Source organism: Nitrosomonas sp. Nm51, assembly GCF_900111165.1.
Classification (GTDB): domain Bacteria; phylum Pseudomonadota; class Gammaproteobacteria; order Burkholderiales; family Nitrosomonadaceae; genus Nitrosomonas.
Genome location: NZ_FOGH01000013.1, coordinates 15788 through 40992, shown reverse-complemented (window position 1 = coordinate 40992; position 25205 = coordinate 15788). Strand labels below are relative to the sequence as shown.

The window sequence follows — 25205 nt, the reverse complement described above, 5'->3', positions numbered from 1 at the left end:
TGATCACCTCAATGGAACAGTATGGAATCGTACCCTGACATAGATCCGCAAGAAACGCAGGAATGGCTGGAGGCACTGGAGTCTGTGCTAATCAATGAAGGTCCGGAACGCGCACATTTTTTACTGGAGAAGCTGGTGGAAAAAGCGCGCCGCTCAGGTACCTATCTGCCTTATAGCGCCAATACGGCCTATATTAATACAATACCGCCAGGCAATGAAATACGTTCGCCGGGTGATAATGCCATAGAACATCGTATTCGTTCTTATGTGCGCTGGAATGCGATGGCAATGGTGCTCAAGGCCAATCGATCGACTAATGTGGGAGGACATATTGCAAGTTTTGCTTCCGCTGCAACGCTGTACGATGTTGGTTACAATCATTTCTGGCATTCTCCTAGCGAGAATCATGGTGGAGACCTGGTATATGTACAGGGCCACTCCTCGCCAGGCATTTACGCCTATGCATTTCTTGCCGGGGAATTGACAGAAGATCAACTGGACAATTTTCGCCAGGAAGCAGACGGTAATGGTTTGTCTTCATATCCGCATCCATGGCTGATGCCTTCATTCTGGCAGTTTCCGACTGTATCCATGGGGCTTGGACCTATAATGGCGTTATACCAGGCGCGTTTCATGAAATATCTTGGAAGCCGCGGCCTTGTGAATACGGATGGGCGTAAAATATGGGCATTCATGGGTGATGGAGAAATGGATGAGCCAGAGTCACTGGGCGCCATTACGCTTGCATCACGTGAGAAACTGGATAACCTGATTTTTGTTGTTAATTGCAATCTACAACGTCTTGATGGACCGGTCAGAGGCAACGGGAAAATCATTCAGGAGCTGGAAGCTGCATTTCGCGGTGCAGGTTGGAATGTGATTAAAGTAATTTGGGGTTCTTATTGGGATCCTCTGCTTGCTAAAGACACCAAAGGGTTACTGCAAAAACGCATGATGGAGTGTGTTGACGGCGAATATCAAAATTTTAAGGCCCGGGATGGCGCTTATGTCCGTAAACATTTTTTCGGCAAATATCCTGAATTGCTGGAAATGGTTGCCACTATGTCTGATGATGATATCTGGCGTTTAAATAGAGGCGGGCATGATCCGCATAAGGTCTATGCAGCCTATGCAGAAGCGGTTAAGCATAAGGACCAACCCACAGTAATTCTGGCCAAAACAATTAAAGGTTATGGCATGGGTGAATCTGGTGAAGCGCAGAATATCACACACCAGCAAAAAAAAATGGGCACAATTTCCTTAAAAGCATTTCGCGATCGCTTTGGGCTGGAGATACCTGATGACAAAATCGAAGATGTGCCTTATCTTACTTTTGACGAGGATTCACCAGAATATGCTTATATGCGTGAACGCCGAGAAGCGCTGGGCGGTTTTTATCATCGCCGTAAACAGCGGGCAGAGCCCCTGGAGGTGCCGCCGTTAAGTGCGTTTGAATCCGTATTGAGAGCTAGCGGTGAAGGCAGGGAATCTTCAACAACAATGGCCTATGTACGCATACTGAATATTTTGGTCAAGGATAAGCAGATTGGTAAACATATCGTACCGATTGTTGCGGACGAGGCGCGTACATTCGGTATGGAAGGCATGTTCCGTCAACTGGGCATTTGGTCGTCAGTTGGTCAGCTTTATACACCTCAGGACGCCGAGCAGTTGATGTATTACAAGGAAGACAAGAACGGCCAAATCCTGCAGGAAGGTATTAATGAAGCCGGAGGGCTGTCATCCTGGATCGCTGCTGCGACCGCATATAGCACGTACGGCATCCAGATGATTCCTTTTTTTATTTTTTATTCCATGTTTGGTTTTCAGCGTGTTGGTGATCTGATCTGGGCTGCAGGTGATATGCGTTGCCGCGGTTTTTTGATTGGTGGGACAGCAGGTCGAACCACACTCAATGGTGAAGGGTTGCAGCATGAAGACGGTCATAGCCATATAGTCGCTTCCACTATTCCTAATTGCATTTCATATGATCCGGCATTCTCATATGAACTGGCCGTAATTATGCAGGATGGTTTGCGCCGCATGTGTCAAAATCAGGAAGATGTTTTTTATTACATTACTGTAATGAACGAAAATTACCCCCATCCGGAAATGCCCAAGGGTGTGGAGCAGCATATCCTGAAAGGAATGTATCTGTTCAAGGAAGCTGCAAAACGCAGTAAAGGTCTGCATGTGCAGTTACTCGGCTCGGGAACGATACTGCGCGAAGCAGTTGCTGCTGCTGAAATTCTGAAACAAGAGTATGACGTCAGCGCGGACATCTGGAGTGTGACCAGTTTCAACGAATTAAGGCGCGAAGCTTTGCATATACATCGATGGAATATGCTGCATCCGGAAAAAAAAGCAAAAGTTTCACATGTTGAGGACTGTCTGAAACGCAAAGGTGGTCCTGTAATTGCCGCGACAGATTATATGAAAACTTATGCGGATCAGATTCGTGAATTTGTGCCTGGCAGTTACCGCGTATTAGGTACCGATGGTTTTGGCCGCTCCGATACGCGCGAAAAGCTGCGCCGGTTCTTTGAAATTGACCGGAATTATATTGCCGTCGCGGCATTAAAAGCGCTGTCGGATGAAGGTAAAGTGTCTACAAAAACAGTAACGCAGGCTATCAAACGATTTGGTATCAGTCCGGAAAAACCCGATCCTGTGACACTTTAGTCATATATCGCATGCGATCCAATAATCGATGTCTGAACAATGTCTTAAATGACTATTCTGCACTTCAGAATCGCTCTTTCGCGAAGATTTGATTCAAGGAAAGTATATGAGTGAACTTAAAACAGTTTGCATTCCGGATATCGGGGACTTTTCTGATGTACCTGTTATTGACATTTTTGTGCAGGCCGGTACTAAGGTAAATGCTGAAGATTCCTTGTTAGCACTGGAGTCGGATAAGGCAACCATTGATATACCGGCGCCTTATTCAGGTACTGTCAAAGAACTTAAAGTCAAGACAGGCGACAAGGTTTCCGAAGGCACCCCTGTCGTCGTGATGGAAATTACTGAAACTGCCGAAATTTCGGACAAACTCCCGGAATCCGATGAAAATGAAGCCAGGCTTGCTGAAACAGCTGATAAGGAATCTGTTGCGCAATCCGAAGCCGAACATCAAGAAATGAAAGAAACAAAATCTGTGGCACCTATGACACAGGAGGAGCGGGCGATGGAACAGCCAATGGCGTCATCGAGTGCGTCAGATTTGGTAGAGCCGATACCTTCCAAAGCACATGCGGGTCCATCAGTGCGACGTTTTGCACGTGAATTGGGCGTTAATCTGGACAGGATTACAGGCAGTGGCCGCAAACAACGAATTATTAAAGAAGACGTCCAGGCATATGTAAAAGCCAAGTTGTCACAAATACAAATGGACACCAAAGGTGCTGCGGCCGGTACTCCGTTTGATTTGTTGCCTTGGCCGCAGATTGATTTTGCCAAGTACGGACCGGTAGAAGTGGATTCTCTTTCGCGAATAAAACAGATTGCCGGCGCCAACTTGCATCGTAACTGGGTGATGATTCCGCATGTGACCCAGTTTGATGAAGCGGATATTACGGATCTTGAGGCATTGCGCAAGGAATCCAATTCGACCGAAAAAGAAGATACGGTCAAATTGACACTATTGTCTTTTTTGATGAAAGCGCTGATTGCATCATTAAAAAAATTTCCCGAATTTAATGCGTCGCTAGATAGGGGTGTTAACGGGGAAAGCAGTCTGATTATTAAACGCTATTATCATATTGGCTTTGCTGTTGACACGATAAATGGTCTCGTTGTGCCTGTAATTCAGGATGTCGATCAGAAAGGCGTGGTAGCGATTGCTCGAGAACTTGGTGAATTGGCGGCTCTGGCGCGTGATGGCAAACTAAAGCCAGCTCAAATGCAAGGCGCCAGTTTCACCATCTCAAGTCTGGGTGGCATCGGCGGAACGGCGTTTACTCCCATTATCAATGCACCCGAGGTCGCTATTCTGGGTGTGTCTAAAGCCAGTTATAAGCCTGTTTTCAGGGGTGGCCAATTTGAACCGCGCTTGGTGTTGCCGCTTTCCTTGTCCTATGATCATCGGGTCATTGATGGCGCGGCTGCTGCAAGGTTTACTTCTCACCTGGCGGAAGTATTAACGGATATGCGCTTGGCATTACTATAGTCTGTTTTTTTATATGTCAGCAGACTTGTCATGTTCCAGGAGTGCGTCATGTTTACGTACAATTCTGTTTGTTTTTCGGACAAAAGGATCAGGTTTTTGTGCCGCAGGACATGCCGGAGCATATTCAAGGCGCGAAAACGACGATAATTTTGTTCGAAAAACAAACCCGAAGGGCGCGGCATATTTTGCACCTGTTTGTTCAAAGCGTTTGAACATCGCTATGGCTATGCTCTGCACGCTTTTCACAAACATTCATCAAAAATCTGCACGCGCATAATTGCACATAATACATGACGACACTCCCTGGCGGACGTTAGACGATGGAACCAGTACTGATCGGTATTTACGGCGGAACATTCGATCCTATACATTACGGTCATCTCCGCGTTGCCGAGGAACTGGCTGATGCTATCCGTTTCGACCAGTTTTTTTTCGTACCCGCCGGAGAGCCGCGCTTGCGTGATTCGCCAGGCGGATCAAAACATCATCGCGCCCGCATGATATCGCTTTCCATACAAAACAGTACACGTTTTCTTCTGGACGAACGCGAAATCAAACGCCCGGGTGTAAGTACTTCTGTGACTTCCCTCAGGGAATACCACGCAGAATATGGCGGCAGGGCCGTACTCTGTTTTATTATGGGTGCCGATACCTTTTTAAGAATCCACTACTGGCATTGCTGGCGGGAACTGTTTCAATTGTGTCATTTGATTATCGTAGAACGGCCCGGCAGCATGCGTTTGATTAATCGTAGCGATCTGCCTCAGAAGATACAGATAGAATGCGCCTCGCGCTGGACTTCAGACCCGAACGATCTGGCCTGTCAGTTCAGTGGTATGATTTATACTGCACAAACAACGCTACTGGATATTTCCGCAACCAAAATACGAGATCTGGTAGCGGCGGGCAAAAGCATTCGCTATTTGTTGCCTGATATCACCGCTGATTACATTAAAACACATGATCTATACTTAGGAGAAAATGAATTCAGATAAGCTGGTTAAAATTATTGTGGATGCGCTTGAAGATATTAAGGCCTTCGATATCAAAGTATTATGTGTTTCCGAATTAACATCAATGTTTGATTATATTATTATCGCAAGTGCAAATTCTTCGCGCCAGACCAAGGCTTTGGCTGATAATGTTCAAGAGAAAGTCAAAAGCGCCGGTGGCAGTATACTATCACTGGAAGGCGGGCAGACCGGTGAATGGTTGTTGGTGGATCTGGGCGATATTATCGTGCATATTATGCAGCCGGAAGCCCGTGAATATTACAATCTGGAAGCATTGTGGACGAGTTAGCTGTAAAAAGAACGTTTATACCCCGTTTTTTTGGATGATCCACTGAAATATGCCATGTTATAAATCAGTATGTTAATAATAACTGTAAATCTGTAAATTAAACATGGCGGCAGAAGACAATAAAAAGCTGAATCAGTGTGTTGCGTATCTGACGAAGGTTGAGATACCCGTTCTAAAGCAAACCGCACGTAAGTTATCTACGTTGATTGAAAACGTCGATCATCTCGATGCACGATGTCTCGCTCATGTCATCAAAAGCGATCCATTGATGGTTGTAAAGCTGATACGCTATTTGCAACAGCATAGGGCGCGTCAACAAGCACATCAAATAATGGAGGTAGAGCAGGTATTAATCATGCTCGGAATGGATAATGCGCTAAAAAATGTTTCTGCAAAGCCATACATTGAAGATTTGCTGGGAAGTGATCATAGGGAAGCGCTGGTGTATTTGCTAAAAGCCACACATCGCGCAAAGGTGGCTTCAGCTTATGCGTTTGATTGGGCCGTGCGCTTGCACGATCTGCGCTACGAAGAGGTGCGGATAGCGGCGTTATTGCATGATTTGGCAGAAATGCTGATGTGGTGTTTTGCGCCTAAAGCAATGCTGCAAATTAAGTTGATCCAGACGCAAAACAAAACGATACGTAGCCAGCATATACAAGAAAAAGTGTTAGGTTTCCCGTTATATGCGTTACAACACGCATTGGCGGCGCAGTGGAAACTGCCCGAACTGCTGATCGCCCTGATGGATGACAATCACAGCGATCAGCAGCGTGTGCGCAACGTTTTTCTGGCCGTTAATCTTGCAAGGCATGCAGCCAATGGGTGGGACGATGCAGCATTGCCGGACGATTACGAACAGATTGGTCAGCTGCTGCATTTAAAACCCGAAGAAGTGATGACCATTATCGGTGCTGACAAGTAACCGATTTCCTGTTTGCAACCTTTCGACTTATTCAGCTATTATCGCGTGTCGTGTGATAGCAAACTTCATTACCTGAATTTTTTCAGGGACTCGGATTGGGATGGTCCAGATGTATCCTTTCAATTTCTTCGAACACTTCAGCCGGTAGTGACAGTTTAATGCTGTTGATATTCGATTTGAGCTGCTCCATGGTCGTGGCGCCGATTATCGTACTGGTTAAAAATGGCCGGCTGTTAACAAAGGCAAGTGACATTTGCGCCGGATCAAGCCGGTGTCTTTTCGCCAGGGAGACATAGCGTTTGATAGCGCGTATGGCGTTTGGATTGCTGTAGCGCGTGTACTGCGGGAATAGATCCAGCCGTGATCCCGATGGCTTTCGGTTATCCAGATATTTGCCTGATAGTGTGCCAAACCCAAGTGGCGAGTAAGACAGTAGCCCGACGTTTTCGCGCCAGGAAATCTCAGCCAGTCCGACTTCGTAGCTACGATTGAGCAAATTATAAGGGTTCTGAATACTGACGACGCGCGAGAAGCTGTGCTGTTGTGCGAGCTGCAGAAATTGCATCACACCCCAGGGTGTTTCGTTTGACAGGCCGATGTAACGGATTTTTCCCGCACGCACCTGTTCCTCTAATGCTTGTAGTGTGTCAGCAAACGATGTGTGGAGTGTTTCATCTTTTGGCACAAAACCCAATTGACCGAAAAAATTGGTGTTGCGTTCCGGCCAGTGTAATTGATACAAATCGACATAATCCGTTTGCAGACGTTTAAGACTGGCATCTAATGCAGATTGGATATGTTTTTGATTAAATGTTGTCCGGCCGTTGCGGATATATGGTATCCAGTCAGCGCCGGGACCAGCAATTTTAGTAGCCAGAACAATCTTGTCGCGTTGACGCCGTGTTTTAATCCATTCGCCGATAATTGCTTCGGTACGACCGTATGTTTCAGCTTTTGGCGGTATTGCGTACAGTTCGGCGGTGTCAAAAAAATTCACGCCCTCTGTCAGGGCGTAATCCATTTGCTCGAAAGCTTCAGCCCTGGTATTTTGTTGACCCCAAGTCATCGTGCCCAAGCAGATGACGCTGACTTGCATTTCTGTATTACCCAGATTTCTGTATTGCATGATTTCAATTGATTTTTACAAGTTTAAACCGACGTCATGGTATCAGCCCAGCCAGCTTAAATTTAACGCGTGGCATATACAAATAGCATTTTATCTCAATACTCGCAGAACTAATCATTACCTGTCAAACGACTGAACGACTATTAGATATGACAAATTGAGACAGGATAATAAAAACAATCTTCAAAATAACCGGGAAGTCATTGAACTTGGTTTTGAAACAGTTATCATACCGACATGAAATTATTCTTTGCCTTCATTGTGTTGTTATTGCTGTTTCCGGAAAGATCGGTTGCGCATGAATTGCCGGACCTGGGCGATGTTTCACAGGCAGCAATAACGCCGCATGAAGAACGGCAGATTGGGTTGCAGGTTATGCGGCAAATCCGGGCTGACCCAAGTTATCTGGACGACCCGGAGATCACAGGTTATTTGAACAGTTTGGGTCACAAATTGATTGCGGGTTCAAGTGAAGCCCGACCTGGTCAGTCATTTGAATTTTTCGCACTGCAGGATTCCACCATAAATGCTTTTGCATTGCCAGGCGGGTTTATGGGGTTTAACAGCGGGCTAATAATCGCCGCCCAAAACGAGTCCGAGCTCGCAGGTGTGATGGCACATGAGATCGCACACGTTACGCAAAAACATCTGGCGCGCATGATTGCCGGTCAAAAATACAGCATGATTACATCGATAGCCGCACTTGCAGTCGCCATTTTGGCATCACGTTCGAATCCGCAAGCCGGACAGGCTATCATTGCAGCATCACAGGCCGGTGCAATACAGTCACAACTGAATTTTACTCGCAGGCATGAAAAAGAAGCGGACCGTGTCGGTCTGAATATCCTGTTGGATGCTGGTTTCGATCCGCAAGGGATGTCGGCTTTTTTTGAACGATTACAGAAAGCCAGTCGATTTTATGAAAATGGTGCACCATCCTACCTGCGCACGCACCCATTGACGTACGAGCGGATTGCTGATATTCAGAACCGCACCCATGAAATGGGTTATCGCCAGGTGGCAGACAGCATGGATTTTCTGCTGGTGCGTGCGAAACTGCGTGCGTTACAGGGTAAATCACGAGATGCAGTCAGTCAGTTTAAGGCGCGCCTTGAGGATAAGCGCTATATTAATGAAGCGGTTGAACGGTACGGATATGTTTACGCACTGTTGCGCGATAAACAGTATCAGGAGGCCAACACCCAACTGGCGCAGCTTTATACCCTGATTCAGAAAGACAGCCAGCCGAATATCCTGCTTAAAGACCATCGGCTCGGTAAGACTATTCAGGTTGAGCAAAAAGAACTGCAGGCTGGAGCGATGATTGAGACACTGGCAGCTGAAGTCAAACTGGCTAACGGACAGATTGATGATGCGCTCAAAATTTACCGTACTGCATTGAGAATCTACCCGCAGCACAGAGCACTTTTTAAGGGTTATGTCGATACCTTGCTGCAAAATAATCAGGTAGATACTGCACTTGAATTGATTAACCGGGAATTGCAATTGCATCCCAAAGATACCCGGTTATACCGCTTGCAGGCCCGTGCTTATACGCTTCAGGGTAAGTTAATGCTAAAGCATCGCGCGCAGGCAGAAGTATATTTCCTGCAAGGTTACTATGATGCAGCTATTGAGCAGCTCAGAATTGCGCTTAGACATGGTAATAATGATTTTTATCAGCTATCGAGTGTCGAAGCGCGTCTGCGGCAATTGCAGAAATTTGCGGAAGAAGAAAGCGATGATTAATTCTTTCCGCTGTATGCTTACTCAGTTTTGCTGAGGTCAAAAATGGTCACCAGCAACAGCAGTGCACGCACGTTTAACTATCGACAACCGCTCGATTATTAAGCCGGAAGAAACAGCAAACTGAGGGTAACGCAAGCATAAAACACAATGGTTCGTATTGTCATCCTTTCAACAACACAGTTTGGCTATCATAGTGATACTTACTATTACTGTAAGTACCTTAAAGGCAGATGTCAGATGACCTATATTGGATGGAATATGGGATTCCGGCCCATTGTAATGGAAGGCGTCAATGTCATTTATGTAAATCGGCGAGGTGGCCCCATTCGTGTTATTAGGCTTCTAACCGCCTTTTGGAATCACACCAAACATAAAGATATCATCATATTCGTTAGATATTTCAAATTTCTGTCATGGCTTTTTCGGTTAATGCGGCCAGGAAACCCTATGGTGCTTGATATTCGCACGGGTTCTGTTAAAAAGAATGAGTTGGTTCGTAAATATTTTGATACGGTTTTAAAGATTGAAACATTATTTTTCAATAATATAACCATTATTTCCAACGGGCTTATTAAAAAACTGAATATAAAAAAAGAAGTACAAATTTTGCCGTTAGGTGCCGAAGTGATTTCACCGACCGAAAAAATCTTCAGAAGTTGTCGAATGCTTTATGTAGGGACACTGTATAACAGAAATCTTGAGAACGTGATTTATGGACTTGCAGAATATTTATCGCAATCGGAAGCGCATAAAAAAGTAGCTTTAACAATCGTGGGTGACGGTTTGCCTGGTCAGCTTGATCAATTGATTGCAGAAGCAAAGCGTTGTGGGATAAGTGAGGTCGTTGAGTTTACGGGGGTGGTGCCACATGATCAGTTAAAGCCGTTTTTTGACAGCCATAATGTAGGTGTATCTTATATACCGCTAACTTCATATTTCGACAGCCAGCCACCGACGAAAACATATGAATACCTTATGTCTGGCATGCCTGTGATTGCCACTAAAACAAATGCCAATCAATTGATTATTAATAATGATAATGGCGTATTAATTGGGGATTCACCTTATGAAGTTTGTCTGGGTATCAAAACAATGCTGCAAAAAATGAACCGGTTTTCTTCAAAGAAAATCAGAATGTCTTCTCAAGATTATGAGTGGTCCAAGATTGTTGACAATCTATATATATATCTGTGCAGGTTAAAATAATAATATGAAAAGCCACTGCTGCCTCGTTAACTTTTCGATCAGAACAAGGCTGGCTGGTTATCACCCTTGTAACGCCTGATAGGCAGCTGCCTCGTAGAGTGCCATGAGATCGCGTTTTTCAAGCAGATTGAGGCGCAATAACCGCTAACCGTTATGTCTGTTGCATGCCGATCGGAATTGTTGACTGGAATTTGATGAATGCAATAAATAAATAGACGCTTAATGCGATCCAGATTTGTGTCATGACAGTATTTTTACTGGTTCCGTCAAATGATTTGATTTTAAGGTTATGCTTGATCCATTTGAAAAAGAGCTCCACTTGCCAGCGTGCTTTATAGATGTCGGGTAATTGTTCAGCGAATGTATCTGTCAATCAGTCTCTGAGATAAAATTGGGCAATTCATCTGCGAAGAATAGCACGGTAGCGCCAACTGTGATTTTTCTCACACGGATTTGTGTTGTATTTTCGGTAAGATGAGATTTTTTCTTGGAAAAGGTTATGCTGAGTAATCATATGAAATTCCTGGTTGTTGACAACATCGCAAATATGCATGAACAGATCGCACATATTCTCAAAGACCTCGGTTTTTGGAATGTAGAGGAAACAGATAACGGGGAGATAGCACTACAGAAATTACAAGCAGGCGAATTTGATTTTATTATTTCAAACTGGCATGTGTCCGCCGTGGACGGTTTGACTATACTACGGAATATTCGGGCGGTAGAAAAGCTGAGTGACGTGCCTGTGTTAATGGTTGCGACCGAAATAAAGAAAAAACATATCGTAGATGCCGTGCAAGCTGGTGCAAATGGTTTTCTGGCAAGACCCTTTACCGCTACTATGCTGTTCGAAAAACTGAGCCTGATTGTCAGAAACCATAAAAATAGATGGCAGTAAGTTGAATCGGTCCGCGCCATCAAAGGGCTTTCTCAATGACCAAAGATTGTTTATGGTTTCGTTTTGATCCTCAGTAAAGCGCATTTGCCTGCCGGCTGATCGTTTAGTTGCTGCTATGGCATTCAGGAGCGAGCGGTTGACGCGTTACTGAAGATAAAAGAATATTGCTTTTTAGGCGAAGTAATCTGACTGATTTTGCTTGGTTGTTTGAGCGTGTGTCGACTGGACTTTATTTTTCAGCCAGCTGTTAAATGACCCGCTGACTTCAGGATGGGAACATGCTATGTCCACGACGGCTTTTAAGTAACCGATTTTGCTGCCACAATCATAGCGTTTACCATTAAAATGGTATGAAAAAACCCGTTCTTTTTTGAGTAAACTAGCTATTCCATCGGTTAACTGGATCTCACCGCCAATACCTGGCTGCTGGTTTCTTAGTTCTTCAAAAATGGTTGCTGCTAGAATATATCTGCCCACAACCGCCATTGTACTTGGCGCCTCATCTGGTAAAGGTTTTTCAACGATGTTATTCATTCCAAATAAACCAGGCTGTACTTCAGATCCACTGACAATACCATATAGATTCGTTTGTGTTCGAGGAACATTCTGGACAGCAATTATGCTTTTTTGTAATCGTTTATATTGTTCAACCATTTGTGCCATGACTGGTTGTTCTGCAATCATGAAGTCATCGGCTAAAATTACGGCGAAATCATCATCACCAACAAGTTTTTCAGCACAAAGTATTGCGTGGCCAAGACCAAGCGTCCGGTTTTGCCTGACATACATGCAGTGCATATCATCAGGCGTGACATTGCGAACGGATTCGAGCAATTGCTGTTTCTGCGAATATTCCAGTATTGATTCGAGTTCATAAGCTGTATCAAAATGATCTTCAATCGCACGCTTTGTGCGACCTGTTACAAAAATCATTTGTCGAATGCCGGCAGCATAGGCTTCTTCGACCGCATATTGAATCAGCGGTTTATCAACGATAGGGAGCATTTCTTTGGGGGAGGCTTTGGTGACAGGAAGAAATCGTGTTCCTAATCCGGCTATCGGAAATACAGCTTTTGTGATTGTGCTGGAAATTTTATTGCGCATCGGTTTTACTCCTCAAGTATGTCAAAAAGCCTGTCCCGGGGTCTTATATGCTGATAAGAGTGAACGCGTGGTTTCTTATGGAAAGTTCATGTATTCAAATAGTTATATTATTCATTTGTATAGCAGTTTAAAGACCACGATGCATAAGATATTACACGGGTATCGCTTTTCTGGAACGTGACAAATTGTCGCATCCGCTGTTTATATGCAAGCGATATACGTATTGAAAGTTGAAAAATTATTCATCGTAATCATGCCGTCATAATCTCGCCGGCACAGCTGGCTGTTATTATTTGATTGATATGTATATTGTAGATATCTTGAGAACGAATGTCATGTAACTTGGATTTTTTCAGTTGCGATGTATAGCAAAATGATTTCTGGCAACGTCAAAGCGAGCCTATTCGCGTCATCCTGCTTCTCATTACCTTTTGGGATCATATCAAAGGTAAAAATGCCATTATATTTGTCGAATATTTCAATTTTGTGCCTGGCTATAATACAGTAGCGTCCGAAAAAATCGATGGTATTCAATGTCTGAACGTGCTCAGCGGCGTAACATTCAAGAATTGGTATGCCATTAATTTTTTAGCGGAACGCTGTTTTTTTCGCCGGATTTCAGCCTTGTCTTGATTGCTTATGGTTTAAAGCAATCTGCCATTTCCAAGCAGTATCCATCATATCGTAAAGATTGTATTGATGCGTCCATTTGAGTAGTTGTGCCGCTTTTGTTGCATCGGCCCAGATTTGTTCAATATCCCCGGCTCTTCGAGCTCCTATGGCGTAGGGTAAAGGTTTTCCGCTGGCCTGTTCAAACGCTTTAATCACCTCGAGTACGCTATGTCCTTTACCGGTGCCTAAGTTAAAAATCTCGTAATCCTGATGCATAGTAAATGCGTAATCCAACGCTTTGACATGTGCTCTGGCCAAGTCTACAACATGGATATAGTCGCGTATGTTGGTTCCATCGGCTGTATTGTAATCATTGCCGAAAACAGTCAGTTTGTCCCGGATACCTGCTGCCGTTTGTGTAATATACGGAACCAGGTTGTCTGGTACGCCAATTGGTAACTCGCCAATGCATGCGGATGGGTGAGCACCGACAGGGTTGAAATAACGTAAAATGATTCCTCTGAAACCGCTATACCTGCACAAATCTTTCAAGATTTGTTCGCACACCAGTTTGGTTGTTCCGTATGGCGAAATGGCTTCAGTTACCGGGTGCGTTTCATTTATTGGTGAATTTTTGGTATCACCGTAAACGGTGCAACTGGAAGAGAATACGATTGTATCAACATGATATTGGCGCATTACTTTTTGCAAAGTAATCATGCCATCGATATTATTCCGGTAATATTTGAATGGGTTCTGAACAGATTCGCCAACGGCTTTGTGCGCGGCAAAATGAATGACACCATCAATTGTTTCTTGTTTGAATAAAGCATCGATCAATGATTCGTCATTAATATCAGCGATATACAGTTTGATTGGCATCTTTGTAATAGAGGCAATTCGTTCTGCGACTTCTCTGATGGAATTCGACAGACTGTCGATTACGACAACATCGTAGTTGTTTTCCTGTAATTCCACGACGGTATGACTGCCAATATATCCTAATCCGCCAGTTACAAGAATGGTTTTTTTCATACTATTTCCATGCACAGCTTATCTGTTTCGAGATCATATGCTGAAATAACCGTGAGTAATGGATAAGATAGATCGTCAAACAATTCAGTACCCCGATCTCTCTCCTAAGGAGTCGTTCATAAATAACTGTAACACCTGGATCGCATCTGGCGGGCACACTGCGGCGTTGTTGTTCGTCGTCGCCATAGCTTGTGTGCTATGACTCATCCTCCCGCCTTGCATTGCATCCCGCCAGACGCGCCCAATTGTCATACTTATTTATTCGCGACTCCTAAGTAACTTCTGATTGCAGGATTTTGAAATGTAAAAAATGAAAATACATCTCATTCAATGATTAGAATTGCATATTATTCTAACATTCTTTACAGTGATACGGGCAGGCGTAAGTCTGCTTTGAAAACGGCACTGGTAGCGTATGTTGGACGCCAGTTTCTAATTTTCTAAAATAGTTAATTATCAAAATAACAATGGAGTGTCAAACATGTCAAAAATATGGATTCTTTCCGCAAATAGCGGCAACGCCAAACTTTTTTCAGCGGATACACCCATTGGACCTTTAACTGAAATTGAAACCTTCGACAACCCTGATGCTCGGGCAAAAAAGAGCGATCTGTCTTCTGATCGCGCTGGTCGCAGTTTTGACAGTTATGGTGAGGGGCGCCATGCAATGGAAGTTGAAGTCAATCCGCATGAGCATGAACAGATCCGTTTTGCAAAACTGCTTGTAGATCGGGTGGAACAGGGGCGCTTAAAAAATAAGTTTGACCGGGTTGTCATTGTGGCTGCACCCGCATTTCTCGGGCTATTACGAACCAATCTCAGTCCGGCTCTCAGTTCATTGCTGTCTCTGGAAATTGATAAGGACTACACTGCACTGAAAACCGATGAATTGCGCTCTCGGCTGCCTGAGCGGCTTTAATTGTTCTCAAAAAATCATCAAAAGAGTGAAGCATGCAAATTCAAATTAATACCGATCATAATATCGATGGGCATGAAACATTGTCAAGCCATGTTAGCGCAATGGTTGAGCAATCATTAGGTCGATTCAGTGAGCAGGTCACTCGGATTGAAGTGCACATCAGCGATGAAAACAGTGACAAAGGTGGTGAAAATGATAAGCGTTGCTTAATAGAAGCGCGCATCGAAAACCGGCAGCCCGTTGTGGTGACACATCAGGATGCAAGCCTTGATTCCGCCGTGCGCGGTGCTATCGACAAACTTAAAAAAATGCTGAGCAGCTTGTTCGGAAAACAAAAAAACAGATAATTCGTGGCGCCCGATAAGTCGGCTGCCTGCAAAACAGGCAAAAAATTGTCTTCAGTAACTACTGATGTTTTAGTCCCTTTTGAGGTGTAGTTGGTATGATTATGATGGGGGCTAACGAAAAATATCCGGATGCGAGCCTCTTTTCAGCACGCTGATTGCTTCTTCTCGACTGCTGACAGTTTGTTTGTGCGGGCAGAACAGATTCTTTGACAATTCACGCTGTGCATAAAATTGCCGGACAAAATCAAGCGGTTGCCAGTCTGATACTCTGGGTTCTGACCAGGTGCGGTCGTCGCGACCAATGGCATACAGCTTTCTCTCATTAGTGATACAGCGGATACCTTCATAGCTGATATTCATGGCGCCGGTTGAGGAGCGCGTGACCAGTGTAAAACGGATTACGCCGTCTTGGCCGATGCTGATGGAGTCAGGGTCTACGGCATGACTGTAATCGGTGATCGAGCCGGCGTCAAATTCAATCAGATTTTGTAAATCGGGAAAATCTGGAAGTTGGGCAAGCTGTTCCACCCAGGTTTTTCCCACGTCAAATTCATCCTTGAACTCTTTTTTGGCAGCGCATGATATCAGCAGTGATAAAACAATTGCTGAGGTAATCCATGTCGTTCGTGTAAGATTGTTCACTGAATGTCGATAAGATCGTTAATCAGCGAAGCGCGACTTTGTTCATCAATAGATTCAATCACAACCCGGTACGCTGGGTGATCAACGCCCATGGACAAGTTGCCATGCTGACGCAGTGCGCGGATCATGTCTTTCGACAATTCAAATCTGAGAAAATGTACGGCAGAGGTTTTTTCGGTATTTTCGCGATCAAGATCTTCGTCTGCAATCGCGTAGACAGGCGGAAGATCATCTATTTTTACCCAGACGCTGTCTTCAATTCCGACCATTTTCGCAAGCCTGTCGGCGCGCACGGACGGGTCGGGATATTCAATCATCATGGTGGCTTTCCAATTGGTACCGTCCGGCACCAGCGGCAGGTAAGTTTCCAGTTCGTGCGTGATTTCATCTTCTTGAAAGATACGTTCGATATGGAGCATTTCCTGGATTTGATAACGGATCGTTAAGTCGTCTTCAAATAACAGAATAACATGGTCGCCGAGCGGAATTTTACGTGCTTTTTTATGCGTCATGACTTCGTCGCGTTTTTGTTTGCGAACCTTGGCGTAATCTTCCAGTGTTAATAAACTGTCACGTGTAATTGTGCTCATTTCCCTTAACCGGTTTTTTCGTTTGCTGATTTGTTGGATAAATCGAGTTGCTGGCTGTCGTCAGATAGGCCTTCGTAAGCCATGCGCAGCAAAGAAATCGGGTGTATTTTTTTTGCGGTATTGTCCGCGCCCATACCCTGCTCGATGTGCCGGGCGGCAATTGGGCAATCCGAACTGATGTAATCGGGCCGGCTGGCGGCCATTTGACGGAAAACAGGACGGCCGATTTTCATCGAGTCGTCAAAATGTTCGCTTTTGACGCCCCATGTGCCATCGTGGCCGGAACAACGCTCAACAATACTGATTTCAGTGCCGGGTATCAATTGTAAGACATCGCGCGTTTTTCTGCCGATATTTTGTACGCGCTGATGACAGGGGATATGGTAAGACACTTTTCCCAGCGGCATTTTAAAGTCAGTTTTCAGCAACCCGTCCTGGTTTCTTAGCATAAAATATTCGAACGGGTCAAACATGGCGGCGGCGACAGCCTGAACCGCTTCGTCATCGGGAAATAACAACGGCAATTCCTGTTTATACATCAGCGTGCAGGATGGTATTGCAGACAGAATTGCATAGCCCTCCTGAGCCAGTTTTAGTAATTGCGTGATATTCTCGTTTTTGAGTGTTTCAACCGTTTCAAGATCGCCGAGCTCCAGCTTTGGCATTCCGCAGCATGCTTCTTTTGCAGCAAGTGTCGTGGGTATTTCATTATACTCAAGTATTTTCAGTAAATCATGGCCAATACCGGGTTCGTTATAATTTATGTAACAGGTAGCGTAGATGGCCACTTTGCCGGGTGTGTGCTCGCCGTTTTTGACGGGATAATGGTCAATGGTCTTGGCATTTGAACGGAATTTGCTGGTGGTGTATTCGGGCAGTTTGCGTTCGGCATGTATGTTAAGCGTACTGTCCAAAATTTTGCGCGCGACAGGAGCTCTGTTCAGTGCGTTAACGCTTTGCGCAATACCAGGTGTCGTTGCGAGCTTGCCGACCTGATCGGTATTCGATAACAGTTTGTCGCGAAAACCGGCGCCTTCGGTCTTGAATTGAACGGCTTTGGCGCGCAGCATCAAATGTGGGAAGTCGACATTCCACTCGTGCGGCGGTACGTAGGGACACTTTGTCATAAAACACATGTCGCATAAAAAACAGCGATCGACAACTTCCCGAAATCTGTTTTTATCTACACCATCCAGCTCGCCGGTGGTACCTTCATCAATCAAATCAAACAAGCGCGGGAATGCAGTGCACAGATTGACACAACGCCGGCAACCATGACAGATATCGAAGATGCGCTCCATTTCATTCTGGAGACTGGCTTCATTGTAAAAGTCAATTTTTTTCCAGTCTATCGGATGACGTGTGGGTGCTTCCAAGCTGCCTTCACGAATTGCCATAGAGAGAAAAAAGATGAAAAAAGATGAGAAAAAATGTGATTGACTTTACCAAACGGATGAAACTTTCCACCAGTGGTAAAAAATTCCATCCGCCGTTGTTTTACAAGACACGCTGTGCTGACTGCAATGATTAACTGTTTATGGACTAATCTGTCAGACTGTCGAGTGCCCGCTGAAAACGGTTGGCGTGTGAGCGTTCGGCTTTAGCCAGCGTTTCAAACCAATCCGCGATTTCATCAAAGCCTTCATCGCGCGCGGTTTTTGCCATACCCGGATACATATCGGTGTATTCGTGTGTTTCACCGGCGATTGCCGTTTTCAGATTATCGCGGGTTGCGCCGAAAACCAGACCGGTGGCTGGATCGCCGCATGACTCCAGATATTCCAGATGACCATGCGCATGTCCGGTTTCACCTTCTGCGGTTGAACGGAAGACTGCGGCAACATCATTTTGGCCTTCAACATCAGCTTTGGCTGCAAAGTATAGATATCGGCGATTTGCCTGAGATTCGCCTGCAAAAGCAGCTTTCAGATTACTTTCGGTTTTGGATCCTTTAAGTTCCATCGTTTTATCTCCTTTGTAACGTAACGCGTTTCAATACTAATTAGAATAATTTTTTTATGATCAGAATTATGCATTATTCTGACATAAACACCAGCATCAATGATAAGAATATGACATTTTTCGAATGCTGAGTGATTTTTGGCTGCGAGCCTAACGAAGCGGTTTAGGCTTGTCAAGTTTGCCAGTCAGACATTTGTTAATTGCAGTTTGCAAATCGTTAGCCGGGTTTGCCGTCGATACGGGAACGCCAATAAACCGGTATGTAGCGAACGGCCCATAAAGTGAAACATGCCAGCCAGATCAGTCCAGCGAACAAATACAGTATTGGTGCTAACTGACCTATTGCAGGAATCAGTTCAGGCAGCATTCTGACCACAGCGGTTGCTTGAAAGCCAATAAACAGTTGCCATGTAAAACGATCCAGCACTAACGGGCGGCCGGAGTGTCCGATTGTGACACGTGATGCCATGCCCAGTACCATACTGGCGAAATAACCGATTGCCAGGGCATGCAATGGCGCCATGCCCAGAAGCCAAGTATTTGTTTCGCTCTGCATGAATACAAGGCTCTGCAGTCCAAATAGCAGCATTGAGACGCTGAGCCAGGCAAAAGCAATATGCAGTACTGCGAGCAGGCTGACTTGAAAACTGCGCAGCAGTCCCCAACGGATAGATAAATACAGGGCGCATAACGCCAGGAGAAAATCTGCCAGCCATAGATACTGGATTAAATGCGTCAGTTGCAACAAGCCATGCAAGACTGTACACGCCAGCATGATCCACAGTATCCAGTAAGGCCTTACGATTATATAATTATCCAGTACCCGGCTGGAAAAAAAGGGTATCATGCGGTGTGAAACGGTCAGCAATATCGGCATCAGGAAAAACCAGATACCGGCATAGCGTGAGAAATCCAGTAGAAACCGTATTTCAGTCAACAACCATAATAAAAATGCCGCAATTCCCAAACATCCCATCAATAAAGCTGTGCTGGTAGCAATGGCATGACGTCTGTCCTGTTCTTTAGCTTTAACCAGAACAAGTTGTAACGCTCTAAAAGCATTAATGAATCCTCCCAACAAAGCAATGACCCCCAATACACTAATCCACTGTCCGTGAATCAGTCCGGTGTAAAATAAAGCAACGCCGGTGACCATTAGCAGGCAGGTTGTCATATAGACGTGTTTGGTGATTTTTTTTCCATTTAACCAGTTTGGATAAGTAGTAAACAGAAAGCCGAAGATAAAAAACGGAAAAAAACAATAAATCATCAAAAATGCATGTGCCCAGGTTGGTGCAATACTCCAGACTGAATATGTACCAAGAATGGCATATCGCCCGGCTAGATCGTACATCCACCAGGTCAGTGTAAAAATACCCTGCAGCGCGCCAGCCAGAAACAGGCTACGATGCGGTGCCGCTGAAATGTGATGCCATGAATTATTAAGCATTCAGAGTCCTATGAACGTGAATTTGATATAATTGCTATCTAGATCGTCAAAACACCGGGTTATCGCTTGTTACGCCCGGTTGGTTTTTGATACAAATTGAATTGCGAGTTCTGTCTCATATTAAACCGAAATTCCTACATGCTTGATATCGATTTGCACTGTCACTCCAATGTTTCCGATGGCATTTTAACACCTGCCAAGCTGATAAGCAGAGCCGCTCAACGTGGTGTGGAAATGCTGGCATTAACGGATCACGATGATGTGGCCGGACTGGATGAAGCACGTTCTGCCGCATTTGAAAAAAATATCACATTTATAAACGGTGTGGAAATTTCTGTCAGCTGGCGCAACCGGACCATACACATTCTAGGGTTAAATATTGATCCCGATTATCAGCCGCTTTTTGACGGCCTGGCAGCAATTCGCGCCGGGCGTGCGCAACGCGCGCAAAATATTGCTGTTGAACTTGAAAAGGCCGGTATTGGAGGTAGTCTTGAAGGTGCCTATGCCTATGTTGGGGAGCGTGGGTTGATCGGCCGGACACATTTTGCCCGTTATCTGGTTGAGAAGGGGTATGCTAAGGATACGAAGTCGGTTTTCAAGAAATATCTGGTTAAAGGAAAGCCGGGCTATACACACCATGAATGGGCCGCGCTCAGCGAAGCGATAACATGGATTGCCGGTAGTGGCGGCCGGGCCGTAATTGCTCATCCGGCCCGTTATAATCTCGGTAAAAATGTTTTAAATGACTTGCTTGACGAGTTTAGTGCCTTAGGCGGTTGCGCTCTCGAAGTAATCAGTGCCAGTCATACAGCCCAGCAAGTGGAAATTTTTGCCGCACACGCAAAAAGCAGAAACCTGTTCGCTTCGTGTGGATCGGATTTTCATGGACCAGGCGAAAGCTTTTATGATTTAGGCCGCTTGCCCGAATTGCCATCGGGATGCGTTCCAGTATGGCATGACTGGAATACATTCCAAAATAACTGACACGCAATTAAGTTGACTTCTACACAAACCTGCTATTGCAGCCGCTGCAAAGTCTGTCAGTATACATTAATGGACTGACAATCATTTGATATAATCTTCCGCTATGGCTCAATTTTTCACGATTCATACAGAAAATCCTCACTTGCGATTGATCAAGCAGGCAGTGAATATCGTGCGTAATGGCGGCATTATCGTTTATCCTACCGATTCATGTTACGCACTGGGGTGCCAGATCGGTGATAAAAATGCAATGTCACGGATACGGACGATACGTCAGGTGGATGAAAAACACCATTTTACGTTGGTTTGCCGGAATCTGGCCGAGATTTCCCTGTATGCAAGGGTAGACAATGCGCAATACCGCTTGCTTAAGGCTAATACACCGGGTAGTTATACATTTATACTGCAGGCCAGCAAAGAGGTCCCACGTCGTCTTCAGCATCCAAAACGCTATACCATTGGTCTGCGTATTCCAGATCATCCCGTCGCGTTAGCGTTATTGGAAGAAATGGACGAACCTTTGTTGAGTTCAACGTTGATACTGCCAGATGACGAACTGCCGATGAATGACGCGGAAAATATCAGAGGGCGTCTGGAGCATCAGGTCGATCTGGTGATGGATGCTGGTTCTTGTGGTTTGGAGATGACCACCGTTATCGACCTGACAGACGATATTCCAGTACTTGTTCGAGCGGGCAGAGGCAGTCTTGATCCTTTCGGAATTGAGCATGGATCTTGACGGCATTGTACAGGGAATTGCCATTTATGCTTTACCTGTTATTTTTGCCATTACCATGCATGAAGCCGCACACGGTTATGTGGCCAGATATTTTGGTGATCTTACTGCATATAACCAAGGGAGAATCAGTCTCAATCCGACAAAGCATATTGATCCGGTAGGAACGATCTTAGTGCCGGCAACGCTTTTTATTGTCAGTAAGTTAACCATGGGAGCGGGGTTCCTTTTCGGTTGGGCCAAGCCGGTACCCGTTAACTTCGCAAATCTGCGCCAGCCTAAACAGGATATGCTATGGGTTGCAGTTGCCGGGCCGGGAGCTAATTTGATTATGGCCTTCTTCTGGGCTCTGGTCATGAAGTTCGCCATTATCCTGCCTGTCAGTGACTTTACCAGACCGATGCTATTGATGTGCAAAGCAGGTATTGAGATCAATGTGATACTGATGGTGTTAAACCTGCTGCCACTGCCTCCTCTTGATGGCGGACGCATGGCTATGAGCCTGCTTCCGCACCGGATTGCCCGCCATTTCGCTAGAATCGAACCTTACGGCTTTATGATTTTACTGATTTTATTGATAAGTGGCGTTTTGGGTGTCATTGTCTGGCCGTTGATAATACTTATCAAGTTAATGATGGTTTCTTTCTTTGGGTTATACGTTTAATCGACTTTTCGGTGTCCAAAATTGTTAAATGAGCGGATGATTCATACTATCTGATATTAGGACATAACTTATGTTTGCTGATCGCGTTTTATCGGGAATGCGTCCAACAGGTAATTTGCATTTGGGGCATTATCATGGTGTATTAAAAAACTGGGTTGAACTGCAACAACAGTATGAATGCCTGTTTTTTGTGGCTGATTGGCATGCGTTGACAACACATTATGATTCGCCGGAGATTGTCGAAAAAAATGCAATGGATATGGTGGTCGATTGGCTTGCAGCCGGTGTCGATCCTTCAAAAGCAGTATTGTTTATTCAATCCAAAGTGCCGGCGCATGCCGAACTGTTTTTGCTGCTGTCAATGATGACGCCGCTGGGCTGGCTCGAGCGTGTTCCGACCTATAAAGACCAACAGGAGAAGCTGACTGAAAAAGACTTAAGCACATATGGTTTTCTTGGCTACCCCTTGTTGCAAAGCGCTGATATTCTGATTTATCGCGCAAACCGTGTCCCGGTTGGTGAGGATCAGGCTCCGCATATTGAATTTACTCGAGAGATTTGCCGCCGCTTTAATCATCTTTATGGAAAAGAATCCGGTTTTGAAGAAAAAGCCGAGGCAGCCATTAAAAAACTAGGCTCGAAAAAATCGAAATTGTATAGAGAGCTGCGTAACAGGTACCAGGAACAAGGTATCGAAAGTGCTCTGGAACAGGCCAAGTCATTGCTCGACACCCAACAAAATCTGAGTATGGGTGATAAGGAACGTTTGTTTGGCTATCTAGAGGGTGGCGGAAAAATGATACTCTGCGAACCTGAGACACTGTTGACAAAAGCATCACGTATGCCGGGTCTGGATGGACAGAAAATGTCCAAGTCATATAACAATACCATCAGTCTGCGAGAGGATCCTGAAAGGATACGCAAAAAAATACGTACCATGCCAACCGATCCAGCGCGTGTCCGGCGTACCGATCCAGGTAATCCGGCTGTCTGCCCGGTATGGCAATTCCATCTGATTTATTCTGATGATGAAACCTGTAAATGGGTACAGCATGGCTGTACAAGCGCAGAAATTGGATGTCTCGATTGCAAAGCTCCGGTGATTGAAAAAGTTTTGGCGGAACTGGAACCAATGCGTGAGCGTGCCCGTATTTATGAAGAAGACCCCGTGCTGGTACGCAATATTATTGCCGATGGCTGCGAAAAGGCAAATCAGCTCGCAGAAGAAACAATGCGTGACATTCGGTCTGCCATAGGGCTGAATTATTCCTAACCCATTTAAAATGTAATGATTCTATCAACGGATTCGACGGTCATTGAACCATTGAATCAATCTGTCCAACAACCTATTGCACAAATCTGTGGCGAACCCGTCATGGAAGTGCCGCGGGATTTATACATACCGCCGGATGCATTGGAAGTATTTTTGGAAAATTTTCAAGGCCCGTTGGATTTGCTGCTTTATCTGATCCGTAAACATAATCTTGATATTCTCGACATACCGATGGTGCAACTGACACAACAATACATGGCATATGTTGAGATGATGGAAGTGGGGCAATTCGAGCTGGCCGCGGAATATTTATTAATGACGGCCTTGTTGATTGAAATAAAATCGCGTATGTTACTGCCGGCTTCCGGAACTGAGACGGAAGAGGAAAATGACCCAAGGGCCGAGCTGGTTGAACGGTTGCTAAAATATGAACAAATTAAATTGGCGGCAACGCGTCTAAATGAATTGCCGCAGGCAGGGCGCGATTTTTCAACCGTACAGGTATGGATGGATCAGTGTGAATCCAATCAACTGCCGGATGTCTCCGTCGATGACCTTCGTCAGGTCTGGCTGACATTACTGGCAAGAGCCAAAGCCAACAGGCATCATCACATCATTCGTGAAAAGCTCTCGGTACGCGCTTATATGAGTCAGGTATTAAGGGACTTGCAGCAGCGTGGACAAGTAGCGCTGTATGATTTGTTCAACCCGGTAGCGACAGTGGCAGAAGTGATTGTTACTTTTTTGGCGATACTCGAACTTGCCAAGGAAATGTTAGTGATAATTACACAGCCGGAAACATTAGGAACTATCTATGTCAGACCGGGCGACTCAATTTAACCAATCAGACTCAGCTGCAAACAATCCGGTGGATGCAACAACCAATACCTGGAAGGCGGAAAAAATGAGGCAGGTGATTGAAACAGCTTTGCTTACAACACAAGAACCCCTGCCGATATCCACGCTGAAAAAATTATTCAATGATGAAGTCAAAACAAAACAAATAGCTGAATGTATTGAAACGTTACGCGATGACTGGGTTGACAGTGGAGTTGAGCTTGTACGGGTGGCGAGTGGATGGCGGTTTCAAGCAAAAGCGGAAATGCAGACTTTTCTGAATCGCCTGAATCCACCAAAGATGCCGCGCTATTCGCGTGCGGTACTGGAGACACTGGCCATTATTGCCTATTATCAGCCGGTTACGCGGGGAGACATAGAAGAAATTCGAGGCATCAGCGTTTCATCATCCATTCTGAAAACATTGACAGGACGCGGCTGGGTTGACCAAGTCGGGAATCGAAATGTGCCGGGAAAACCGGCATTGTTTGCAACGACACGGCAATTTTTGAATGACCTTGGTATGCGCGCCTTGGAGGAACTTCCACCGTTAGAGGAACTTGGGGCGCTGGTGGAAACACAAGCGCATGATTCAGATGAATCTGAAAAATAATCTGCTAATAAATCAATGCCATCAAAGAAACACTAAATACCTGCTATGATGCTGTAATGA

The 25205-nt window shown here is 45.1% G+C and carries 25 protein-coding genes and 1 pseudogene; 16 read left to right on the top strand and 10 right to left on the bottom strand.

All coding sequences use genetic code 11. From position 1 onward, the window contains the following. Positions 1 to 21 precede the first annotated feature (21 nt). The 5 genes from aceE (at position 22) to BMY60_RS06595 (ending at position 6395) form a co-directional block, all read left to right on the top strand. On the top strand, positions 22 to 2682 hold the full coding sequence (gene aceE, locus BMY60_RS06620; protein ID WP_090332335.1) for a pyruvate dehydrogenase (acetyl-transferring), homodimeric type: 2661 nt from the start codon (positions 22 to 24) through the stop codon (positions 2680 to 2682). 106 nt (positions 2683 to 2788) lie between these two features. After that, entirely contained in the window at positions 2789 to 4168 is a 1380-nt protein-coding gene (gene aceF / locus BMY60_RS06615; protein WP_090332334.1) for a dihydrolipoyllysine-residue acetyltransferase, read from the top strand. Between the two features lie 320 nt (positions 4169 to 4488). Next, positions 4489 to 5163 carry a nicotinate-nucleotide adenylyltransferase gene (nadD, locus tag BMY60_RS06605; RefSeq protein ID WP_090332330.1) on the top strand — a complete coding sequence of 225 codons (675 nt, stop codon included), beginning with the start codon at positions 4489 to 4491 and terminating at the stop codon, positions 5161 to 5163. Continuing rightward, positions 5150 to 5470 carry a ribosome silencing factor gene (gene rsfS, locus BMY60_RS06600; protein WP_090332329.1) on the top strand — a complete coding sequence of 107 codons (321 nt, stop codon included), beginning with the start codon at positions 5150 to 5152 and terminating at the stop codon, positions 5468 to 5470. The genes nadD and rsfS overlap by 14 nt, the downstream gene beginning before the upstream one ends. A gap of 103 nt (positions 5471 to 5573) precedes the next feature. After that, a complete protein-coding gene (locus BMY60_RS06595) occupies positions 5574 to 6395 on the top strand; it encodes an HDOD domain-containing protein (RefSeq protein WP_090332328.1) in 822 nt (273 codons plus the stop codon). A gap of 82 nt (positions 6396 to 6477) precedes the next feature. On the opposite strand, the gene BMY60_RS06590 is transcribed toward BMY60_RS06595, so the two are convergent. Further along, the gene (locus BMY60_RS06590; RefSeq protein ID WP_090332326.1) at positions 6478 to 7521 is read right to left on the bottom strand and encodes an NADP(H)-dependent aldo-keto reductase; all 1044 of its coding nucleotides are present in this window, start codon (positions 7519 to 7521) and stop codon (positions 6478 to 6480) included. A 237-nt stretch (positions 7522 to 7758) separates the two neighbouring features. Between BMY60_RS06590 and BMY60_RS06585 the strand changes: the two genes are divergently transcribed. Next, positions 7759 to 9270 carry a M48 family metalloprotease gene (locus tag BMY60_RS06585; RefSeq protein WP_090332325.1) on the top strand — a complete coding sequence of 504 codons (1512 nt, stop codon included), beginning with the start codon at positions 7759 to 7761 and terminating at the stop codon, positions 9268 to 9270. 447 nt (positions 9271 to 9717) lie between these two features. Beyond that, on the top strand, positions 9718 to 10476 hold the full coding sequence (locus BMY60_RS06580; protein WP_177166605.1) for a glycosyltransferase family 4 protein: 759 nt from the start codon (positions 9718 to 9720) through the stop codon (positions 10474 to 10476). Between the two features lie 60 nt (positions 10477 to 10536). Here BMY60_RS06580 and BMY60_RS16620 read toward each other — a convergent pair. Then, positions 10537 to 10819, bottom strand: a pseudogene (locus tag BMY60_RS16620) (transposase); the annotation flags it as partial. A 156-nt stretch (positions 10820 to 10975) separates the two neighbouring features. On the opposite strand from BMY60_RS16620, the gene BMY60_RS06570 reads away from it, so the two are divergent. Further along, entirely contained in the window at positions 10976 to 11374 is a 399-nt protein-coding gene (locus BMY60_RS06570; RefSeq protein ID WP_090332319.1) for a response regulator, read from the top strand. Between the two features lie 171 nt (positions 11375 to 11545). Here BMY60_RS06570 and galU read toward each other — a convergent pair whose 3' ends face one another. From galU to BMY60_RS16200, 3 genes are all read right to left on the bottom strand, one after another. Further along, complete coding sequence (gene galU, locus BMY60_RS06565; protein WP_090332318.1) at positions 11546 to 12478, bottom strand: UTP--glucose-1-phosphate uridylyltransferase GalU; 933 nt, start codon at positions 12476 to 12478, stop codon at positions 11546 to 11548. A 618-nt stretch (positions 12479 to 13096) separates the two neighbouring features. After that, complete coding sequence (galE, locus tag BMY60_RS06555; protein ID WP_090332314.1) at positions 13097 to 14125, bottom strand: UDP-glucose 4-epimerase GalE; 1029 nt, start codon at positions 14123 to 14125, stop codon at positions 13097 to 13099. Between the two features lie 84 nt (positions 14126 to 14209). Continuing rightward, positions 14210 to 14332: a hypothetical protein gene (locus tag BMY60_RS16200; protein WP_256250733.1), complete on the bottom strand. Its 123-nt coding sequence runs from the start codon at positions 14330 to 14332 to the stop codon at positions 14210 to 14212. 274 nt (positions 14333 to 14606) lie between these two features. On the opposite strand from BMY60_RS16200, the gene BMY60_RS06550 reads away from it, so the two are divergent. After that, positions 14607 to 15044, top strand: coding sequence for a host attachment protein (locus tag BMY60_RS06550; protein ID WP_090332313.1), 438 nt, complete (start codon positions 14607 to 14609; stop codon positions 15042 to 15044). A 32-nt stretch (positions 15045 to 15076) separates the two neighbouring features. Continuing rightward, positions 15077 to 15391, top strand: coding sequence for an HPF/RaiA family ribosome-associated protein (locus BMY60_RS06545; protein ID WP_090332312.1), 315 nt, complete (start codon positions 15077 to 15079; stop codon positions 15389 to 15391). A 111-nt stretch (positions 15392 to 15502) separates the two neighbouring features. On the opposite strand, the gene BMY60_RS06540 is transcribed toward BMY60_RS06545, so the two are convergent. The 5 genes from BMY60_RS06540 to BMY60_RS06520 form a co-directional block, all read right to left on the bottom strand. Then, positions 15503 to 16033 carry a CNP1-like family protein gene (locus BMY60_RS06540; protein WP_256250732.1) on the bottom strand — a complete coding sequence of 177 codons (531 nt, stop codon included), beginning with the start codon at positions 16031 to 16033 and terminating at the stop codon, positions 15503 to 15505. Beyond that, positions 16030 to 16623, bottom strand: a complete 594-nt coding sequence (locus BMY60_RS06535; protein ID WP_090332310.1) for a DUF3501 family protein — start codon at positions 16621 to 16623, stop codon at positions 16030 to 16032. The genes BMY60_RS06540 and BMY60_RS06535 overlap by 4 nt, the downstream gene beginning before the upstream one ends. 5 nt (positions 16624 to 16628) lie before the next feature. Further along, positions 16629 to 18020: a heterodisulfide reductase-related iron-sulfur binding cluster gene (locus BMY60_RS06530; RefSeq protein ID WP_090332309.1), complete on the bottom strand. Its 1392-nt coding sequence runs from the start codon at positions 18018 to 18020 to the stop codon at positions 16629 to 16631. Positions 18021 to 18165: 145 nt separating this feature from the next. Then, positions 18166 to 18585, bottom strand: coding sequence for a rubrerythrin family protein (locus BMY60_RS06525; protein ID WP_090332307.1), 420 nt, complete (start codon positions 18583 to 18585; stop codon positions 18166 to 18168). A 217-nt stretch (positions 18586 to 18802) separates the two neighbouring features. Further along, positions 18803 to 20035, bottom strand: a complete 1233-nt coding sequence (locus tag BMY60_RS06520) for an NnrS family protein (protein ID WP_090332306.1) — start codon at positions 20033 to 20035, stop codon at positions 18803 to 18805. A gap of 138 nt (positions 20036 to 20173) precedes the next feature. On the opposite strand from BMY60_RS06520, the gene BMY60_RS06515 reads away from it, so the two are divergent. The 6 genes from BMY60_RS06515 (at position 20174) to scpB (ending at position 25145) form a co-directional block, all read left to right on the top strand. Further along, entirely contained in the window at positions 20174 to 21022 is an 849-nt protein-coding gene (locus tag BMY60_RS06515; RefSeq protein ID WP_090332304.1) for a 3',5'-nucleoside bisphosphate phosphatase, read from the top strand. A gap of 103 nt (positions 21023 to 21125) precedes the next feature. Further along, a complete protein-coding gene (locus tag BMY60_RS06510; protein WP_090332303.1) occupies positions 21126 to 21761 on the top strand; it encodes an L-threonylcarbamoyladenylate synthase in 636 nt (211 codons plus the stop codon). Further along, positions 21751 to 22422: a site-2 protease family protein gene (locus BMY60_RS06505; protein WP_090332301.1), complete on the top strand. Its 672-nt coding sequence runs from the start codon at positions 21751 to 21753 to the stop codon at positions 22420 to 22422. Before BMY60_RS06510 ends, BMY60_RS06505 begins: the two co-directional genes overlap by 11 nt. Positions 22423 to 22492: 70 nt before the next feature. Beyond that, positions 22493 to 23695, top strand: a complete 1203-nt coding sequence (locus tag BMY60_RS06500; RefSeq protein ID WP_090332300.1) for a tryptophan--tRNA ligase — start codon at positions 22493 to 22495, stop codon at positions 23693 to 23695. A gap of 15 nt (positions 23696 to 23710) precedes the next feature. Next, positions 23711 to 24535, top strand: a complete 825-nt coding sequence (locus BMY60_RS06495) for a segregation and condensation protein A (RefSeq protein ID WP_090332299.1) — start codon at positions 23711 to 23713, stop codon at positions 24533 to 24535. After that, complete coding sequence (gene scpB / locus BMY60_RS06490; protein WP_090332298.1) at positions 24510 to 25145, top strand: SMC-Scp complex subunit ScpB; 636 nt, start codon at positions 24510 to 24512, stop codon at positions 25143 to 25145. Before BMY60_RS06495 ends, scpB begins: the two co-directional genes overlap by 26 nt. Positions 25146 to 25205 lie beyond the last annotated feature (60 nt).

Coding starts and splice junctions, on each gene's coding strand:
- BMY60_RS06580 (WP_177166605.1), top strand. CDS start 9,718: ATGGTGCTTGATATTCGCACGGGTTCTGTTAAAAAGAATGAGTTGGTT.
- BMY60_RS06525 (WP_090332307.1), bottom strand. CDS start 18,585: ATGGAACTTAAAGGATCCAAAACCGAAAGTAATCTGAAAGCTGCTTTT.
- galU (WP_090332318.1), bottom strand. CDS start 12,478: ATGCGCAATAAAATTTCCAGCACAATCACAAAAGCTGTATTTCCGATA.
- BMY60_RS06505 (WP_090332301.1), top strand. CDS start 21,751: ATGGATCTTGACGGCATTGTACAGGGAATTGCCATTTATGCTTTACCT.
- BMY60_RS06550 (WP_090332313.1), top strand. CDS start 14,607: ATGTCAAAAATATGGATTCTTTCCGCAAATAGCGGCAACGCCAAACTT.
- BMY60_RS06530 (WP_090332309.1), bottom strand. CDS start 18,020: ATGGCAATTCGTGAAGGCAGCTTGGAAGCACCCACACGTCATCCGATA.
- BMY60_RS06535 (WP_090332310.1), bottom strand. CDS start 16,623: ATGAGCACAATTACACGTGACAGTTTATTAACACTGGAAGATTACGCC.
- aceF (WP_090332334.1), top strand. CDS start 2,789: ATGAGTGAACTTAAAACAGTTTGCATTCCGGATATCGGGGACTTTTCT.
- BMY60_RS06595 (WP_090332328.1), top strand. CDS start 5,574: ATGGCGGCAGAAGACAATAAAAAGCTGAATCAGTGTGTTGCGTATCTG.
- galE (WP_090332314.1), bottom strand. CDS start 14,125: ATGAAAAAAACCATTCTTGTAACTGGCGGATTAGGATATATTGGCAGT.
- scpB (WP_090332298.1), top strand. CDS start 24,510: ATGTCAGACCGGGCGACTCAATTTAACCAATCAGACTCAGCTGCAAAC.
- aceE (WP_090332335.1), top strand. CDS start 22: ATGGAATCGTACCCTGACATAGATCCGCAAGAAACGCAGGAATGGCTG.
- nadD (WP_090332330.1), top strand. CDS start 4,489: ATGGAACCAGTACTGATCGGTATTTACGGCGGAACATTCGATCCTATA.
- BMY60_RS06585 (WP_090332325.1), top strand. CDS start 7,759: ATGAAATTATTCTTTGCCTTCATTGTGTTGTTATTGCTGTTTCCGGAA.
- rsfS (WP_090332329.1), top strand. CDS start 5,150: ATGAATTCAGATAAGCTGGTTAAAATTATTGTGGATGCGCTTGAAGAT.
- BMY60_RS06545 (WP_090332312.1), top strand. CDS start 15,077: ATGCAAATTCAAATTAATACCGATCATAATATCGATGGGCATGAAACA.
- BMY60_RS06495 (WP_090332299.1), top strand. CDS start 23,711: ATGATTCTATCAACGGATTCGACGGTCATTGAACCATTGAATCAATCT.
- BMY60_RS16200 (WP_256250733.1), bottom strand. CDS start 14,332: ATGAGTCATAGCACACAAGCTATGGCGACGACGAACAACAACGCCGCA.
- BMY60_RS06500 (WP_090332300.1), top strand. CDS start 22,493: ATGTTTGCTGATCGCGTTTTATCGGGAATGCGTCCAACAGGTAATTTG.
- BMY60_RS06520 (WP_090332306.1), bottom strand. CDS start 20,035: ATGCTTAATAATTCATGGCATCACATTTCAGCGGCACCGCATCGTAGC.
- BMY60_RS06515 (WP_090332304.1), top strand. CDS start 20,174: ATGCTTGATATCGATTTGCACTGTCACTCCAATGTTTCCGATGGCATT.
- BMY60_RS06510 (WP_090332303.1), top strand. CDS start 21,126: ATGGCTCAATTTTTCACGATTCATACAGAAAATCCTCACTTGCGATTG.
- BMY60_RS06590 (WP_090332326.1), bottom strand. CDS start 7,521: ATGCAATACAGAAATCTGGGTAATACAGAAATGCAAGTCAGCGTCATC.
- BMY60_RS06570 (WP_090332319.1), top strand. CDS start 10,976: ATGCTGAGTAATCATATGAAATTCCTGGTTGTTGACAACATCGCAAAT.